Source organism: Vibrio sp. CAU 1672 (assembly GCF_029223195.1).
Taxonomy (GTDB): Bacteria; Pseudomonadota; Gammaproteobacteria; order Enterobacterales; family Vibrionaceae; genus Vibrio.
On the sequence record NZ_JARHUF010000005.1, the window covers coordinates 95,050 to 112,873 of the forward strand.

At 48.5% G+C, this 17,824-nt stretch carries 11 protein-coding genes and 5 tRNA genes; 4 read left to right on the forward strand and 12 right to left on the reverse strand.

Annotated elements, in window-relative coordinates; all coding sequences use genetic code 11:
• Positions 1-181 precede the first annotated feature (181 nt).
• The 3 genes from P2G85_RS06865 (at position 182) to P2G85_RS06875 (ending at position 5,143) form a co-directional block, all read left to right on the forward strand.
• A complete protein-coding gene (locus P2G85_RS06865; protein ID WP_275863364.1) occupies positions 182-3,082 on the forward strand; it encodes a ligand-binding sensor domain-containing diguanylate cyclase in 2,901 nt (966 codons plus the stop codon).
• A gap of 506 nt (positions 3,083-3,588) precedes the next feature.
• Positions 3,589-4,185, forward strand: a complete 597-nt coding sequence (locus P2G85_RS06870) for an outer membrane beta-barrel protein (protein ID WP_275863365.1) — start codon at positions 3,589-3,591, stop codon at positions 4,183-4,185.
• Positions 4,186-4,579: 394 nt separating this feature from the next.
• Positions 4,580-5,143, forward strand: coding sequence for a hypothetical protein (locus P2G85_RS06875; RefSeq protein WP_275863366.1), 564 nt, complete (start codon positions 4,580-4,582; stop codon positions 5,141-5,143).
• Positions 5,144-5,313: 170 nt separating this feature from the next.
• Here the strand turns inward: P2G85_RS06875 and P2G85_RS06880 are convergent.
• The 8 genes from P2G85_RS06880 to P2G85_RS06915 form a co-directional block, all read right to left on the reverse strand.
• Positions 5,314-5,389: transfer RNA gene (locus P2G85_RS06880), tRNA-Gly, on the reverse strand.
• Positions 5,390-5,392: 3 nt separating this feature from the next.
• Positions 5,393-5,466: transfer RNA gene (locus tag P2G85_RS06885), tRNA-Cys, on the reverse strand.
• A 98-nt stretch (positions 5,467-5,564) separates the two neighbouring features.
• Positions 5,565-5,651: transfer RNA gene (locus tag P2G85_RS06890), tRNA-Leu, on the reverse strand.
• A gap of 233 nt (positions 5,652-5,884) precedes the next feature.
• Entirely contained in the window at positions 5,885-8,728 is a 2,844-nt protein-coding gene (locus P2G85_RS06895) for a hypothetical protein (RefSeq protein ID WP_275863367.1), read from the reverse strand.
• 575 nt (positions 8,729-9,303) lie between these two features.
• Positions 9,304-10,758 (reverse strand): DUF3360 family protein, encoded by a 1,455-nt coding sequence (locus P2G85_RS06900; RefSeq protein ID WP_275863368.1) that lies wholly within the window; start codon positions 10,756-10,758, stop codon positions 9,304-9,306.
• A 600-nt stretch (positions 10,759-11,358) separates the two neighbouring features.
• Positions 11,359-11,434 (reverse strand) — tRNA-Gly (locus P2G85_RS06905).
• A gap of 3 nt (positions 11,435-11,437) precedes the next feature.
• Positions 11,438-11,511 (reverse strand) — tRNA-Cys (locus tag P2G85_RS06910).
• 240 nt (positions 11,512-11,751) lie between these two features.
• Entirely contained in the window at positions 11,752-12,924 is a 1,173-nt protein-coding gene (locus P2G85_RS06915) for a p-hydroxyphenylacetate 3-hydroxylase oxygenase component (RefSeq protein ID WP_345795424.1), read from the reverse strand.
• A 168-nt stretch (positions 12,925-13,092) separates the two neighbouring features.
• Here P2G85_RS06915 and hpaA point away from each other — a divergent pair, with 168 nt between their 5' ends.
• Positions 13,093-13,971 (forward strand): 4-hydroxyphenylacetate catabolism regulatory protein HpaA, encoded by an 879-nt coding sequence (gene hpaA / locus P2G85_RS06920; protein WP_275863370.1) that lies wholly within the window; start codon positions 13,093-13,095, stop codon positions 13,969-13,971.
• Positions 13,972-14,059: 88 nt separating this feature from the next.
• Here the strand turns inward: hpaA and P2G85_RS06925 are convergent, their stop codons facing one another.
• The 4 genes from P2G85_RS06925 to P2G85_RS06940 form a co-directional block, all read right to left on the reverse strand.
• Entirely contained in the window at positions 14,060-15,511 is a 1,452-nt protein-coding gene (locus P2G85_RS06925) for an NAD-dependent succinate-semialdehyde dehydrogenase (protein WP_275863371.1), read from the reverse strand.
• Positions 15,512-15,520: 9 nt separating this feature from the next.
• Complete coding sequence (gene hpaD, locus P2G85_RS06930) at positions 15,521-16,378, reverse strand: 3,4-dihydroxyphenylacetate 2,3-dioxygenase (RefSeq protein WP_275863372.1); 858 nt, start codon at positions 16,376-16,378, stop codon at positions 15,521-15,523.
• Positions 16,379-16,439: 61 nt separating this feature from the next.
• The gene (locus P2G85_RS06935; protein ID WP_275863373.1) at positions 16,440-17,405 is read right to left on the reverse strand and encodes an AEC family transporter; all 966 of its coding nucleotides are present in this window, start codon (positions 17,403-17,405) and stop codon (positions 16,440-16,442) included.
• Positions 17,406-17,424: 19 nt separating this feature from the next.
• On the reverse strand, positions 17,425-17,820 hold the full coding sequence (locus P2G85_RS06940; RefSeq protein WP_275863374.1) for a 5-carboxymethyl-2-hydroxymuconate Delta-isomerase: 396 nt from the start codon (positions 17,818-17,820) through the stop codon (positions 17,425-17,427).
• Positions 17,821-17,824 lie beyond the last annotated feature (4 nt).

Below are 17,824 nucleotides of genomic sequence, written 5' to 3' on the forward strand. Positions count from 1 at the left end.
AGACTTAAAACTAAATATAGTCTGACCCTATGTTGTACTCTCAATAATAAACAAGGATTGGTATCGTTCTCTACATCGCTAATTGCCTTTCGCCCCCTGATAACGAGACTCAAGTCATAGAGCTAAGCCATGAATTGCTCTATGCTTTGTCGTTTAAATTATAATAGGTGAGACGGCAGGCATGGGCGGAAATTCATGGACAGACAATATAAAGATCGGATTACTGATTTTAGGAGTCTGTTTCGGCATCATTTCCCAAGCACATGCTTCCAGCCTGAATGACTATTTCTATGAAACCTGGACAAGCCGGGACGGTTTACCACACAACAGCATCAATGCGATAACCCAGACACAGGACGGTTACTTATGGTTTGCGACCTGGGAAGGCATTGCCCGGTTTAATGGACATGAATTTAAACACTTTACCCGTGGCCCTGACAGTGGCTTGATTGATTCCGGCGTTCGCGCCTTATACGCCGACAAGCAAGGGGGGTTATTGGCCGGCGGCGTCCGTGGCGGGTTAACCTACCACCAGCACTATACCTGGCAACCGTTACCGCCGATCAAAAACTTAGTAAACGCCGTATTACGCCAGCCAGATGGAGGAATTTGGATTGGCTTAGAGGGAGAAGGACTCTTCTTTCGGGAGCAGAGTAATGCTTCAGATCAAACTATTTTACCCGAACTGAGTGTTTACCAGATATCCCGCCGAGGTAACGGAACAATACTTGCGGCTACCAGCAAAGGATTGTACTCCATCTCACCTGAAGGCATCGTAAACCTCAGCCTGTCTTACGGACTCAAAGGCAGTCCGGTTTACGATGCCTTGGAAGACGCCAACGGGCGGATTGTGTTTGGGGGCAAAAATGGTGCCTGGTTCTATCAAAATGGCAAACTTACCCCTGTACACCCGAGTTTAAGCGGCCTTTTTGTCACCAGAATTTTGGCCGATGACCAAGGGCATTATTGGTTTGGTACCATCAACAAAGGGGTTTACCGTTTAGCCGGTAACGAGCTAACCATTTTTGATGAGCATGCCGGGTTGTCCCACAATCGCGTATTATCGATGTATCAAGATCGTGAACACAGTATCTGGATAGGCACCAATGGTGGCCTGACTCGCCTGCATCAGGCTCCTTTCACGATATGGGATAAAAAACGCGGGCTGACAGGAGACTATATCCGTACCGTTCTGGCATTAGCTTCCGGCGATATTGTGGTGGGTTCAAGCCGCGGCCTCAGCGTCATTCATCAACAACAGATTCGTAACTACCAGCCTCAAACATCAAACCTTACCAACTCTGCACCATTGTCCGTTCTTAGCCTGGCCCCTCGCGCGGGTGGCGGTGTATGGGTCGGCACCTATAATCAAGGGCTGTTTCGCTTCGATCACCAGACTCTTCAGCCTGTGCCTCTCAACGACCTGCCCTCCAATGAAATCCGTGCATTAATGGAAGACAAGCAAGGCCGGTTGTGGGTGGGAACCACAGCAGGGCTAGTAAGGTATTCTGATGACGGGGAGCATCGCCTGTTTACCACTAAGGATGGTCTTCCAGACAACTATGTCATGGCCTTAACCGAGGATAAGCTCGGCCATGTCTGGGTCGGCACCGGTGTGGGCGTCGCCATGATTGAACAAGATCGGGTCCGTAGCCTAGATCTGCAAACTATGGACGAGGCCGAATACATTTTTGGCTTTTACGCTCAGGATCAGTATATGTGGATGACTACGGATCGGGGGCTGGTCCGCTATCGATTCTCCGACGGAAAGCTGAGCCTGGTCGGCCGAAATAGTGGCCTGCCAATTGATAAGCTATTCCAGATTGTGCCAGATTCAAACGGCTATTTCTGGTTAACCTCAAATCGCGGAATATGGCGTATTGCGATGGATCAGGCCCATGCTATCGCGGATGGTAAAGAAAGCCGTTTACGCTTCGAGCATTATAACGAACGGGATGGCATGCGCACGGCCCAGGCAAATGGAGGCTCAAGCCCTGCGGCAACCGTAGATGCCTCTGGAACCTTGTGGTTTGCCACGGCTAAAGGTGTCGCCTCAACAAACCCTCAGCACTATTCAGGCATAGAGGTGCCTAGTTTTCCTACTGTGATAGAAAAAGTGCGGGTGGATCAGACATGGCTTGACCCCAATGAAAAACAACCTCTGGAACTACCGGCGGGAACCCAACAAGTGTCATTCGATTATGTCGGCCTGGGCTATTTGTCTACTCAGCACATTCGTTACCGGACCAAACTGGAAGGGTTGGAATCTGAATGGACCCAAAGGGAAACACAAGGTACCGCAGACTATACCAACTTGTCCCCGGGGGAGTACCGCTTTGTCGTCAAAGCGTATTATCTCCATCACCCGACTCATGTTAACCAGACAAGCATTTCATTTCGCATTTTGCCCCATTGGTGGCAGAGAAAAAGTGTCCAGTTTATTTTTACTTTATTGCTGTTTGCGTCTATTGGCCTCTCGGTCTGGTGGCGGTTGCACTTGCTAAAACTCTCTGAACAGAGGCTGAAACGAGAGGTGATGCAAAAGACGCAGGCTCTGCAAAAACAAGCTGCTGCGTTCGAGCAGCAGGCAAGAGAAGATCAGTTAACCGGGCTAAAAAATCGCCGCGCGTTTGATGAATGGATAGACAAAAACCTGTCCTGCTCGCAGCCAGCTAAAGCCTTATCGGTTGCGCTTATGGACATCGACTATTTTAAGAAAATTAATGACAACCATACTCACTTGATTGGCGATCAAGTCTTACAACAGGTTGCCAGTGATATCAGACAAACCTGCCCGGACGATTGTTTCGTTGCCCGGTGGGGCGGAGAAGAATTTGTATTAGGCTTTGTTGGTTGGCAACCCAACGACGTGCATTCAATCTGCGAAGCAATCCGCTTAGCGGTTAACAGCCGCAATTATGCCCATGTAGCCGATCAATTATCGGTTTCAATCAGTACCGGCATCGTCAACGCGGATAGCAATCACGACTTTGAACAACTACTGCGCTGTGCCGATAAAGCCCTGCTGCAGGTTAAGGCATCCGGACGTAACGGTATTTGTGTCTACGACTCTGCCACTTAAGGGGATTCTTAAGCACTAACTGGTTAACACAATGTCAATGCACGCACGGGACCGAAGACTCTATCAGAAGAGTTTTACGCGTATTTGGCGTACCAAAAAATCAGTCAGTGACTGGCTTAATCAAAATGGAGGCGTGTCCCGGAGTCGAACCGAGGTCCACGGATTTGAAATCCGCTTCATAGCTACTCTGCCAACGCGCATTCAAACAAAAACATAAAAATAGAACCAATCCAGTTACTTCTCATCCGGATAAATTCATGTGGTTACCATCAGATCTCAAGTATCGATGGTATATACCGGAGAATGGCCAGGTCACAATTCATAACCTCTGACCATAAAGAAACAAAATAAACTACGTATCGAGAGTGCCACAAATGGCATATTGTTACACCAAACGTAATCGAGTTCTCATTTTCTTATGAAACCTCTTTCAAAACCATCACTGCTACTTATAATTCCCGCCCGTGCTATTGACGTTAATAGCATGATTTATAAGGAATAAAAAAATGAAAAAAATGCTTCCAATTCTGGCAGTGGCTATGGGAACCGCTTTTTCTGCTCACGCAGCAGAACCAGCAGGTTGGTATCTGGGTCTTGATGGTGTCAAATCTGAAGTGGATGGTGGCTCGCAATCCTTTGATTTCGATATGGGATTTGCGGTTAACCTGGGTTATGACTTCCAGGTTAGCTCACAATTCGTGACAGGTGTAGAGATCGAGTACATTGACTACGGCAGCCAGAAGATCGGCAGCGGTAAGGCCTTCAATAAGAACTGGGAAATCATCAGCGTCGATGTTGAAGAAGGTATCACGGCGTTTAATCTGAATATCAGACCTAAATACTACGTATACAACAACTTCTACGTTGGCGGTATACTTGGTTTCGGTTCAATTGAGTACAGCCAGGAAGCGACTAAATCTGGCTATGAGTCACTGGAACTGATGAGTGAAAGCGACAGCGCAATGAACCTTGGTTTGGAACTAGGCTATCAGTTTGATTCAGGCTGGCTGGTTCGTGGTGGTGTACGCACCACTTCACCTGAGTTCTTCAACCACGAATTTGATGTGACCACAACATTCCTTGGCCTGGGATACAAATTCTAACGACACACTTGCTTGGGAGCCGCATGGCTCCCTTTGCCTTATTTACCTTACACAGCAAGTCACAGTACCCGGTAATATCCCAGAACAACATTATCTGTTGCCTTTTCCTGCCCCCCCCTTAGATAACCTAACACTAATTTCTAAAGCTGGAATACAGTACAGGAAATATATGTACAACAAAATGATCGACTGACTCAATTCTTATAGAGAACATTCACTCCAAATAATCAAAGTCAAAAACTAAGATTTACAGTAATTACTTCCTAGAAGCATTATGTATGTGATTAGGTTAAAATAATGCATAGGGATGAATAATATATAGTCTCGCTTGTTCTCGACACCACTCGAGAGTAACGGCCACCCTGGCATAGGCTTAATTATAAAAGAGTTATCAATGCAAAAACGAATCGCTTTATGTGTTTCCACACTATCAACCACCTTATTGGCTGGGTGTGCAACGCCCACCCTCATCCCAAACATCCTAAGTGTAGACCCTAACAATCTTAGCGAACAACAAGCTATTCTTATCGTATCCACAGCAGCCGATGAAACCTGTACTTCCTTTTCATCAGCCATAGTTATCAAGGAATCCAATCAACCTCCTACTCTGCTATCCAGCATTGGTACGATGCAACTGAATAACAGCTTTGTTAAAAGCGATTTTAAAGGCGAATATGCCAAAGTTTATTCAACAATTATAAAGCCTGGAGAATATGATTTTTGGTTACAATCTCAAAACCCATACTTCGAATTTACCGATCCTCTTTTAACATCCTCTTTCACACTAGAGCCAGGAGAAATTAAATATGTAGGAGAAATACACTCTGATGGCTGTAATTCTCTCACAATTACCGCGAATAATAAAAGCGAACGCGATATTAATTTCTTAAAGTCACTGCAGCCGAAACTGGATACCAAAGCAGTGTCAATTGAGCCGTTAAAAATCATCATGAAGTAACCAGATATAATTAACAATACTCTAAAGACCAACAGGCTTTAACTATAGATACTCGATCACATCAGTGACCGAAAACCTCACATTTAAGATACGAGTTTAAACCTGCAGGAAGATTACTCTAACAGGCAAAGCAAAAAGGCCCGGTATTTCTACCGGGCCTTTTCTGAATCTGGAGCGACACACGAGGTTCGAACTCGTGACCTCAACCTTGGCAAGGTTGCGCTCTACCAACTGAGCTAGTGTCGCAAATGGAGGCGCGTCCCGGAGTCGAACCGAGGTCCACGGATTTGCAATCCGCTGCATAGCCACTCTGCCAACGCGCCTTCGATAGTTGTTTGATGCTGCCTGGGCCGGATTTGATGGTCCGACACTCGGCCGGCCAGCCTGAGGCGAGATTTTATATCTCACACATCGCTTTTGATGGTGCCCCGGGCCGGACTTGAACCGGCACAGCGCGAACGCCGAGGGATTTTAAATCCCTTGTGTCTACCAATTCCACCACCAGGGCAACGCAAATCTTTGCGATGGTAACACCATCCCGATACCTATAGGGGGAGTATCGAGCCCCCACGACCTGCGCCGCGAGAACGAGGCGTACTTTAACCGATAGAGAAAAGCCGTCAATAGAAAATTTAATTTAATTGATTCAACTGCTTAAAAACCGATCCCAGCAGCATAAATAGCGCGCAATCAGAACATAAGCTGGCCACCCTATTACTTGGCAACAGGGTGGCAAAAAGCTCAGAACAGGCTGGTTATTCCGATATAAAACTTATCTTTACCCAATTTTTCATCAAAACCATGGGCGTAGCCCAGTGTTATTGGCACGGTATAACCATAACCCAGTTTTGCTTCGACGGTTAACTCTGTTCCTGCGCCTGTAAGCTGGTTTCTGGACTGGTTTTTGCCCCAGACGGAACCTGAATCAACAAACACTGACGCCGATATATCTCCAAGCCCTACCGGGTATAAACTCCAGTTCTGTTCAACCCGCCCTAACCAGGTGCGCGCACTCAGTCGCTGAGTAGCATAACGATGGCCTCGTTGTGCCGATTCGTCATAACCTCTCAATGCCTGGGTATCACGGCCAAACAGAGCAGTTTCCTGTTCCAGATCATTGCCTCCCAGACGGAACGCCTTGGCTTTGTCATCAGCGTAACCACCGGCGATTCGCATGGTTAGTGTAGTTCTGCCGGGTAAATCCCAGGTCATGTTCCACTGCCCCTGATACTTTGCTCCTTGATAATCACCGTGAAACAAATCATTGGTTTCGGCCACCAGATCAGCATAATGTCCCCAGGCCACCCCCGGAACATTGAGATAGAACTCGCGATTATCGAATGCTAACGCTAAACCGGAGAGCGTTTCCTCGCGGTCAACGTATGACTTAGCAGCAAACTCTGGCGCTTTGATTTCGCGGCTGCTGTCCCAGAATACGCCCGCGTTCAGGCTCAGTTTATCTTCAAACACATTGTAAATATTACTGCGCTGGAGCAATGCACTGTCATCCCGCTCGATACGGAACGTCTCCCTACCCTGCTCAGTAAAAGTTGAAAACGAATGGCTGCGCTCCAGTTGAACTAACCAACGGTTATCATAGGCATATTGTATGTTATAGCCAGCTATGTCGTTTTTACTGTCCCACGAAGCACTTACTACATAATTGTGCCTGCCGAGGGCATCCGAGCCGTTGGTTGCAGCCCCGATGAGGGTTTGCTGGTCGTCCGAGGCCCAAATTGGCAACCAGGTACGGGGACGCAGGGTTGACCAGGGACTGTAAACTTCAGGCACAGATTTGCTGGCACTGTTTTGTACCGGATCCGGGTAATTGAAACGGCCATCCTGAGTGCTGATATCAAACTCAGCGATAGCCTGCGGAGTTTCGATAGCTCGAATCGTATAACCATCGGCATCATACGACTGATAAACCAGCCCGAGGCCTTTCTGCCACTGTGGCATGAAGGCACCGCCTACCTCCTGAGTGACTTTGCTGATCATGCCGGAATCCAGATCAAGACTGTAGATATTATAGACACCATCATAATCTGCACTGTATAGCACCTTACTGTCAGACCAATAGACCGGATTGTTTTCCGTCGCCTTTGAGTCGGTTAATCCCGTCCACTGGTAGGTTTCCAGATCCAACTGCTCCAGGTTCCAGCCCTGCTGAGGACGTTTGATGCTGGCAACAAGCGATTTTCCGTCGGCAGCCACGTCAAAACCACCCAGCACAACATCGGTATCTCCGTGCCATAGCCTTTGCTTATCCGTTTTATCCCGGCTGTTCAGCAGCCAGAGCTCACTCAGTCCGTCCACTTTTTTACTTGCAATAACGTATGGTGTTGCTTTAAGCCAGCGGACTTTTCTGAATCTTTCCTGCTGCGTGATCTGCGTCCATACTCCCTGTTGCAAAAGATACAAATCGGCAAATACTCTCCCATCGATATAGGGATTGAGACGTGAGACCATTAACCCGTTGGTGTCACTGTAATCCATCGCGATGATGTTTTTTTCATTGCTGACCGTTGACCAAGAAAACTGTCTAGCCGATGGCTGGGCCTGCACGGAAAGGCGCTGGATTTCACGTCTGTCTTCACCATTATTTACATCGACCAGCAGCCCCACTGTACTGCTCGCAGTAACCTGCTGGAACGGTGTGGTAACAATTGCCTCACCACTGACTGTCTGAGAGCGCATCTGACTGATTTGTTCTTTAAAACGATCATCCAGATACAGCTGGAAATCCGCCCATAGCTCTGTGAAGTTCTTGCCGAAAGACTGTTCAGCGGTTTTCTGTAACAGGAAGAAAGGCAGTAGCTTGCTGCTGTATTGCGTCAGGAAAACCTGCAGTTTTTCTTCACCATAAGTTTCCGACAAGTACTCAACAAAGTAAGCGCCATATAAGTAGTTATAGCCTAACGGGAGCTCCCGGGTAGCAACCGCGACTTGATCCAGATCTTTGATATTTCCGGAAACAACCTCCATGCGCATTTCCATCGCATAAGTACTTCCCTGCAGCCGGCCGTAACCGAGCTGTTTGTTAGTTTCCAGGTAAACCGCCAGGCCCTCCAACAAAAACGAAGGGGTTAATGCATGAGGAAACAACAGCATGTTCCGACCAAATACCTTCCGCAGAGCGCTGACCGATCCCGTCCCCATTTCCATATGCAGGATATGAGCGTACTCATGGCGGATAAGGGTATGCAGCCATTCATCATTGTTTTCCAAACTGTTGATATCTTCCGGCGGGCTCATAATAAGGCGGATTTGTGCGAACGGCAGCGGCGTTGCCCAGCCATTGGAGTAGTCGAACTCATCGACCAGTACGAGTTCTGTCTTTGCTGCGGGAACAACGCCAAAAAATCCGGCCAGTTCGGAATGAACCTGTTCCGCAATATCCAGCGCCCGGCTGGCCTGTGCCTCATGCCCCTGTCTGAAACTTACATTAAAGTGCTCAGTTTCCTGAGTTAACCAGACATCATTTTTTCGATCCCACGCAACTGGCTCTGCAGTTACGACAGGACTGAACAGTGTACTGCCAGCGATGGCCCCGGCGATTGATAATGTTAATACGGCATGTTTCATAGTGTTGTTTTGGGCTTCCTGACAACTGACTGATCTAAAAGCCAAACATACACTGTTCTGTTTGCTAATCATATCATGACTTTGTATAGGTTTGTCATGAATCCATACACCAGAGTACCAGCTAAGCTTCGCGCCTACCTGATTACTTTACGCTTGAACAAAACCCGACAAGAAAACACCAGAATTTAACTTTAAGCAAGCTGGCTAACATTTTAGGCACTGAGCAGCAATACAACCGATCTTTGGCGCTTCACTCACACAGGAAATATGGGCAAAAAAATCGCCAATTGGTAGCAAGAAGGTTTTGAGAGGCAGATTAATTAAAAAAATCACAACATGCTGAAAGTGTTCAGATTAACTCCGTCACGGCAAAATAGCAGAATGGCAAGACGCTCAGTCAACACGGCCCCAATTGGATTTTCTCTCTGAACCGGGGTGGTCAATCATTAAAAAGGGCGTGAAGAAAAAAAGCAAAGACAGCCATTCCCATTACAACACTGAAAAGCTGATCTTTGATTTTAACAACGAGTAGATAATGGGCCAGAAACCTCGCCCATTATCTATAAAAGCCTCGTTTAACCTAATAGCGCAGGTATGCCGGGCAGTTGTCCAACCAGCGCCAGAGCACCGACACAAACTATCACGGCCGCCGCTGGGATGAACAGCTTGTCTGTGCGAGACAACGACTCCGCGCGTTCCTTGTTACCGATCAGGCCTAGGTTATCGAGCAGCATAGTCAGCGCCCAACCAAATACCGGGTTAACCAAGGCACAGGCAAACATACAGATACCAGCGCTTTGCGAGTTACGCGAACATTTCACCATCTGCATTCCGGCCTCAAGCAAAGGCAAGAACACACCGACTAATAGTGCAACGCGCAGAACCGGTTCCCACATCGCAAGATCCATTGGATAACCGAGCACTGCTGCTACTACACACAGTAAACCCGTTAGCAATGCACCACCTGGGATCGGACGCTTGGCAATTGCAGCAGGGATCATGTAAGTGCCCCATGACGAAGCCAGGTTACCCCCGCCAAGACCCGCACCAATCATCTGACGAATAGAGCACACAGCCATTGTGTCATCAACATTCATCAGCGCGCCTTTCGCACTTTTAGGGTAATTAAGTTCCTGGAATACTCGGTGACCCAGAAAATCCGGAGACCACATAGCAACCGCAAGAATGGCAAAAGGAATCACAGCCACATAATGTTCTAACTGAGGCCATCCTAGTTGCCAGCCAGTGTTTTCGCCCCACCAGAAGAACGGACTCATGTTAGGTAGACCAGGCTCAGTCACAAACTCAAATGGCACACCCATGATATAGGCAACCACTCCGGCAATGACTGAGCAAAGCGGAATCGCCAGCCAGCGTTTTTCTACTTTGGCAAGGTAAGCATAAATAACAATGGTTGTAAGAATAACAATGAAAGAAACAGCATCCAGGCCTGAACTTACCGACCAGGATTCAAATTTGTTTAACTGACCAATCAGTCCGACCGCCCCAAGATATATTAATAACCCGCCGCGGACCCCCTCACCGGTTAAGTTCACTAACCGGGAACCACCTTTGGTGGCACTTAATATTAAACCAAACACCCCGACCATAATCCCTAACGCTAACGGATGGCCTCCGGCGGCGGCAATTAATGGTATCAGCGGGATCATTGGCCCATGCGTCCCGGCCAGATTAGATAACGGATTTAAAATTGCAGAAAAGAAAATGACAAAAATGAGCCCTGCAATTAACAGTTCGAAACGCACATTTTCTGCGACGAACTCTTGTGACAGGCCAAACTGTGCGGCAAATGCAGCAACCATGGCAGTAACCATCACAACTTTACCGATTGTTGCCGCAAGGGCCGGCACCCAGTCCTCGATCTCAATACCAAAGTCACGGAAAGGCAAATGCACTCGCCAGCGCTTCAGATCCATAATAGAGAGCTCATGCTCTAAATAAGCAGTCCTGGATTCAAAATCACTGGCTTTTCTGCGGCGCTGTTTGTAGGTCTGTTGATCTACACTCATGTAAACTCCAAATAATTAACATTTATATGCACTATGATCACTATTAATATAATTATCACCAAGAGATATATCATAGGAGTGAAACATTCATACATATACAGAAATGTTTTTTGACACATCTCTCATTAATCATTTGGGAATATAAATCAAATGCACATAACAAAGTTTGATATATTGGAAAACCTTCCATTAACCATACGGTATAATTTGATGGTAAAATCATCATTGATTTAATTGAAAAAAATACTGACTACAATGATAAAGGAGCTAAATTACCACACCCAAATCTCGCCTTGTTAATTCCATTAACATAAAGGTAACTTCGATGTATGGCATGATCTGTATTTCATAAGTACTTTCACCAGCCCAATTTAATAGGCCATACACCGCATAAACATCTTGCATCCTTCCGGCGAGAGCGAAAACTGAATACCTTATTAAGCAAAAGAGATAGCAGGAGGCAAGGCCTACGATATAAAGAATGAATGGTAATAGCAGCTTGTGGGAAAGGCCGATGTCTTTCTACTTTGTCGATGTTTCTGGATGGGACAGGAAAAAAAAGTAAAAAGCCCCGACATTTCTGTCGGGGCTTTTCGAAACTGGAGCGACACACGAGGTTCGAACTCGTGACCTCAACCTTGGCAAGGTTGCGCTCTACCAACTGAGCTAGTGTCGCAAATGGAGGCGCGTCCCGGAGTCGAACCGAGGTCCACGGATTTGCAATCCGCTGCATAGCCACTCTGCCAACGCGCCTTTGTTACGCTCTTTGGGGTCTCCCCCGTTGCGTTGGCTGCTACTTTACGGATCCTGGGCTGAGAGTCAAACACAAATCGTATTTTTTTGGTTTGACTGCTTCGTTTTAAGCCAAAACGGTGTCAAATTCAGCAAAAGCAATAACTTTTACCCAGCCAAACCGCGCGCTCCCTGGCCCCGTATAGATCACAAACTGCCTCATCACTGAGGCAGTTTGTCTAACAACACAGGTTGATGTGTTTAAACCATGGTCGGATCAGGTTCCAGCCCCATCAACTGTCGGCCCAAGATTTGTGCACACACATCGTAGTCAGTGTAGGCGTGCGCCCCCGTCATATGTGAATCCCTGAACAGGCGCTGCGCTTCGTTATCGCTGAACCAGGCCATACCTCCGGATACATCAAACAAACGATCGACACTTTCGATACACATTTTTACTGCATACGCCTGGTTAGTACGCCAATACGCTAAAGTGTCTGGCGATGGGTACTCATGACGCTCACCATGTTCTTTGTGATCCTGCCAGGTTTTTTCCAGCATAGCGCGGGCAGCAAACACCTGATGGGTAGACTCGGCAAGACGCATCAGTGCCGGTGTCGCCACACCAACGTTCGCCCCGGTGTAGGCGCGGACGCGATTTTTCTGTCGCTCCTGAAAAACTTCCAGCATACGCTCTGCAATGCCCAGGCTGATCGCGGCGAAACCACAGGCAAAGTATGGACGGTACGGTGTGTAGAAGATATCACTGTCCGGATACAGACCAAACCCGGCAGAACTCCCTTCCATCATACCTTTGGCAGTTTCGATGCGGTGCTCTGGAATAAAGACGTCTCTTAACACCAGGGTTTTGGTGCCACTCGATTTCATACCTGCTGCGTACCAGTCGTCTTCAATCTTGTATTGATGACGAGGCACCACGCCAAAGCAATACACTTTATTGCCCGCTTCATCGAAACGATTAAAGCCTAAGATGGCCCAGTCAGCATGATCACAGCCACTACTCCAACGCATGTCACCATTAAAGATCACCCCACCTTCGGTTTCTTCAATTTGGCCAAATGGTGCAATGCTACTGCTAGCCGTTGCTTCTGGATCGGTGCCCCAGAACTCATCTTGAGCCTGTTTGGAGAACATCGCCATTTGGTGGCTGTGGGTCGCCAGCAAACTTGCCCCCCAGGCAGTACCGCCACAGGCTCCCGCCAGTGCAGCGACACAATCGGTAAACTCAGGCAGTGATATCTCCATTCCGCCATAGACTTTCGGCTGGAATGCACGGAAAAAACCAATCTCTCTTAAAAGGCGAATATTTTCCTCTGGGGGCGTGCGATCTTTCTCTGCCTGCGCCGCATTATCAGCGATAGTAGGAAGTATGGTTTGAAGCTTTTCTAATAGTGGATTAGGTTTTTTCATCATCGATTCCTTTTGAACGTTAGCCTTGTTGTATTTGTTAAGTTAGGCAGCTGATGACTAGTATGAGCAAAGGAGGCCGCTGGTTAAATGGATGTTACACCCGTTCACTTGTACTTTTCGCAGATTTAACTAATATGTTAAATGTCATTTTAAAGAATAAGGCGGCGTTGAATGGCATCTCTCGCTATTCCTAACCTGAATATTGGTAAAGTCTACGATTCCCGATATCAGGATAACGATTTTCATATTGAGCAGCTCAATAGCCTGGCCCTGTATTTTGGCCGGAACATGCCGACTCACTACCATGATCGCTATTATCAGCTCCACTGCATTCTGGAGGGCAACACGCACGTATTGTTGGATGATTCTCACTATTCAACACAAGGCGTCACGCTGTTTTTCACCCCACCGACCATCCCACACTCCTTTGTCACAGAAGATCACGCCAACGGCTTTGTGATCACCGCCAGCCAGAACGTAGTCTGGCGTTTGCTCGATATTGAAATCGGCAGAAATGATGTCGCTTCCACAGCAATGCATCCATTCTGCACCGAGATCACCACTGATTCTAAGTTGATTGACCTGTTTGAACGCCTTTTGGCGGAACAAGAGTCTGATGCATTTATGAGTAATGTGGCGGCGCAATCATTATTACAACTGATTTTGATTGAAGTGATTCGTTTGGCCCACGATCAACCCGCTAACCTCAGCTTCAGAAGTTCGGATGTGCATATTTTCAATCAGTTCAATTCACTGATTGAAAACCACTACAAACAGCACTGGACCCTGCCGCAATACGGTGAAGAAATGGGATTAACCACCGCGCGGCTGAACGATATCTGCCGGCGGGTAAGTGGGTTACCCTCGAAAAGGATTGTCGCGGATAGAATATTGCAAGAAGCGCGGCGCTGTTTGTTATTAACCGGGCTGTCGGTGCAGGAGATCGCCTTCGAACTCGGTTACCAGGATCCGGCCTATTTTGCGCGTTTTTTCAAAAAAAACACCGGAGAAACCGCAACAGAATTTCGCGAGCGAGCGCAGCGAAAGTAACAAAGGCAACCTCAGCCCCGGCAGTCAGAGCAAAACCAACACGCCGGGTGGATTACCTTTTGGGAGTGAATTACCTTTGTTGGGTGGCTTACTTTAAGCCACCCATAAACATGTATTTAAGTTCCATAAACTCGTCCATGCCATGCCTGGAGCCTTCGCGGCCCAAACCGGACTCCTTAACCCCGCCAAACGGCGCGGCTGCCGTGGAGATCAGACCTTCATTGATGCCGACCATCCCGGTTTGCAATGCATCTCCGACGCGCCACGCCCGCCCGAGCGCCTGGGTATACACGTAAGCCGCCAGACCGGTATCGGTATCATTGGCTCTGGCGATCACTTCGTCTTCTTCGCTGAACTTAAACAGCGGCGCGAGCGGCCCAAATGTCTCTTCCTGCGCCACCAGCATATCGTCAGTCACATCCGTCAACACAAATGGCGTCACCATTTGCTGATTATGCACATCAAAACCGCCACATAAACGCTTGGCACCTTTCAACAACGCATCCTCAACATGAGCTTGCACTTTTGCTACCGCGCTAGGCGTGATCAGCGGACCAATCTGCACACCCGGCTCAAAGCCGTCCCCGACTTTAAGCGCACGTACTTTACTGGCCAGTTTGTCGGCAAACTCAGCGTAAACCGCCTCATGGACAAAAATCCGGTTAGCACACACACATGTCTGGCCGGCGTTTCTGAACTTGGCGATCATAGCGCCATCAACCGCCGCATCGATATCCGCGTCGTCAAACACAATAAAAGGGGCATTACCGCCAAGTTCCAGCGCGAGTTTCTTCACCGAAGACGCAGACTGGTTCATCAGGATCTTACCGACCTGGGTAGAACCGGTGAATGACACTTTTCTGACCAGACGGTGCGACGTTAACACGCTGCCGATTGCCACAGCATCACCGGTAATCACATTGAACAGCCCTTTCGGGATGCCAGCACGCTCAGCCAGTTCCGCCAAAGCAAGTGCTGTCAACGGCGTTTCCGGAGCGGGCTTAAGAACGACCGCACACCCGGCCGCAAAAGCCGGCGCGCATTTACGGGTGATCATCGCTGCGGGAAAGTTCCATGGCGTGATAGCAGCAACCACACCGACCGGCTCTTTAGTTACCAGGATTTTGCCATCGGTTTTGTGGCTCGGAATAATTTCACCATACGCCCGCTTTGCCTCTTCACTGTACCAGAGAATAAAACTGGCGGCGTAGCTGATCTCCCCTTTCGCTTCGGCCAACGGCTTGCCTTGCTCCGATGTCAGTATCGCGGCCAGATCATCACTGCTGGCCACAATCAGATCGTACCACTGGCGCAAAATGATCGCGCGCTGCTCGGCGGTGGTTTCTTTCCACTCCAGAAACGCTTGCTGTGCTTTTTCAATACAGTGCAGCGCCTCTTGCTCACCCAGCAGCGGTACCGTCCCTACCTGCTCCCTGGTCGAAGGATTAATCACGGCATCGAATGAGCCATCGGACGATGCACACCACTCACCACCGATGTAACACTGGTTTTTGAGCAAACTTGTGTCGCGCAAATTCATGGTTAACTCCTACTCTGTCACTTCAAACAGCACGTTGACCTGGCCGGTCCCGGAGCTTGGGAAGTACTCCGTCACCACTTCGCTTTTGCCGGTGTATTTATCCCAGCCTAACGCGCCGAACAACATCGCGGTATCGTGCATGCCTCCTTCACCGGAACAGAGACTGGCGTAATCAGGCAGCATTTTCAGGAACGTCGCATAGTCGCGCTGCTCCCATAGCTGCAACACGCGCAGATCCATCTGACGGTTAAACTCTTTAGAGATAGTAAAGGTGCCGTTGTTGGCCTCGTAGTCGTCGTTATCCCAGATCCGGTGGGAAAGTGATCCCGACGCCAGCAGCATGACCCGGCTGTCACTCTCTTCGATCGCTTCCCGGATGGCCTCACCCAGTTTTCTCGATGATTCCAGGCTGTGAACCGTACACCACGCCGCAATGGACACCACTTTAAACTGGCTATCTTCATTCATGTAACGCATCGGCACCAGCGTGCCATATTCCAGATCCAGCGAGTCCACCTGATGCGACAGCGTGAAGACCCCTTTTTCGGTCGCTCGCTCGGCAATTTGGTCACCCAGCTCCGGATTGCCGTAATACTGGTAGTTCAGATTCTGGATAAAGTGCGGAAACTCATTACTGGTGTAGTTACCGACAAACTTATCTTTTGAATTGATGTGATACCCCGCATTGACTAACCAGTGCGTGTCCAGCACAACAATGGTATCAACGTTGAGATCACGGGCCATCTGGGCGATTTTTTTATGACCATCAATCGCGACTTGACGACAACCATGCAAGCGTCCTGGTTGCTCGGACATGATCATGGTTGGTACATGCGTAATTTTTGCAGCTACACACAATTTTCCCATTGGTTTGATTCCTTTTAAGCTGGGCACTTTATAACCATTTGTCGTAAAGCGCGGTTATTGGTTAAAGATTAAAAATAATGATCGTTATGGTTGTCACTGCGCTGATCGTTATCGTACTCACCAGGGTTGTCGGCAACAGCACCGCGGAACAGATCCCACCCATGTTGTACTTTTGGCCAATCACAGCGTACACGCCAAACATCGGCATACTGGCCAGGATCACCGCCACAGCGCTCATGGTCGGCTCCAAATCAAACCCCACCAGGATCAACATCAGTAACAACAACGGATGCAGAAACAATTTGCTGATCACAACGGTACTGATCTCTTTTTTCATACCGCCCGCCCTGACCCCGAGCAGCCCGCCACCAATGGTAAACAGGGCGATACCGGTAACGGTTTTGGCCAGCATGTCCACCACCCTCACCGCCACCTCAGGCGGCTCCAGTGACAGAGCAGAAACGAGCAATCCACCGCTGATCGCCAGCACAATCGGGTTTTTCGCCAAATTTTGTGCCGTTTGCACAAAGCGGCTAACCAGATTGCAGTTGCCATTCTCTGCCGAGAGATCCGCCAGAGTCAGGATCAGCGGCAACAAAATTAAGTTCTCAACAATCAAAGTGAGTGAAAACGGCACCATGGCATCATGGCCAAACAAGAAGTAAATGATAGGAAAGCCGATCAGCAGACTGTTAGAGAAACTGCTGCCAAGACCCAGTATCACCCCTTCCGTTAATGGCTTCTTAAGCTGGAAAAAACTGAACGCCAGGACCAGCGCAAATACCATTAACGATCCGAGTGTATACACAAGGATGTAGTCACTGTTCCAGATGGCCTCGATGGGGCGCGTACTTAACGCACTGAATATCGCCGCAGGCAAACCGAAATTAAACACAAATGCTGCCAGGGCCCGATGCCCGTTTTCAGGCATCACACGCGCTTTAAACGCCAGATACCCCAGACCGATCACCACAAACACCGGCAGTATGGTCGATACAACGTATTGCAATTGTGTCTCGGTTGACATCAGCGACTACCCCGTTCACTCATGCTGTCTTCTGATCGGACAGCTTCTGGTGAATATTATTGCGCTTGTAATTGAGCTCCGGGTGCAGTTCGGCCAGTTCAAAGCCTATGCTCAGGTATCGCGATTCAAACACCGGATTAAGGAACTCGGACATGACAGCGAAGATCCGCTCTGCGGCATCCTTACGCACTCCGATATCCCTTCCGCTACCGATTTTGGCGGTTAAATGAATGAAGCGGTTTTCCGGATCTTCATCGGCGATCAGGTAGTAATCACTTTTTACCGCCCGGGTTCGGATCCCCCCTTTGGGAAAGACACCGGTATCAATCGCTTCGCGGTGAATCCGTTTCATCAGCTCAGGGATATCCACATCGGTTTCCACATTGGGAGAGAATTCCAAAATGAAATGAGGCATGCTT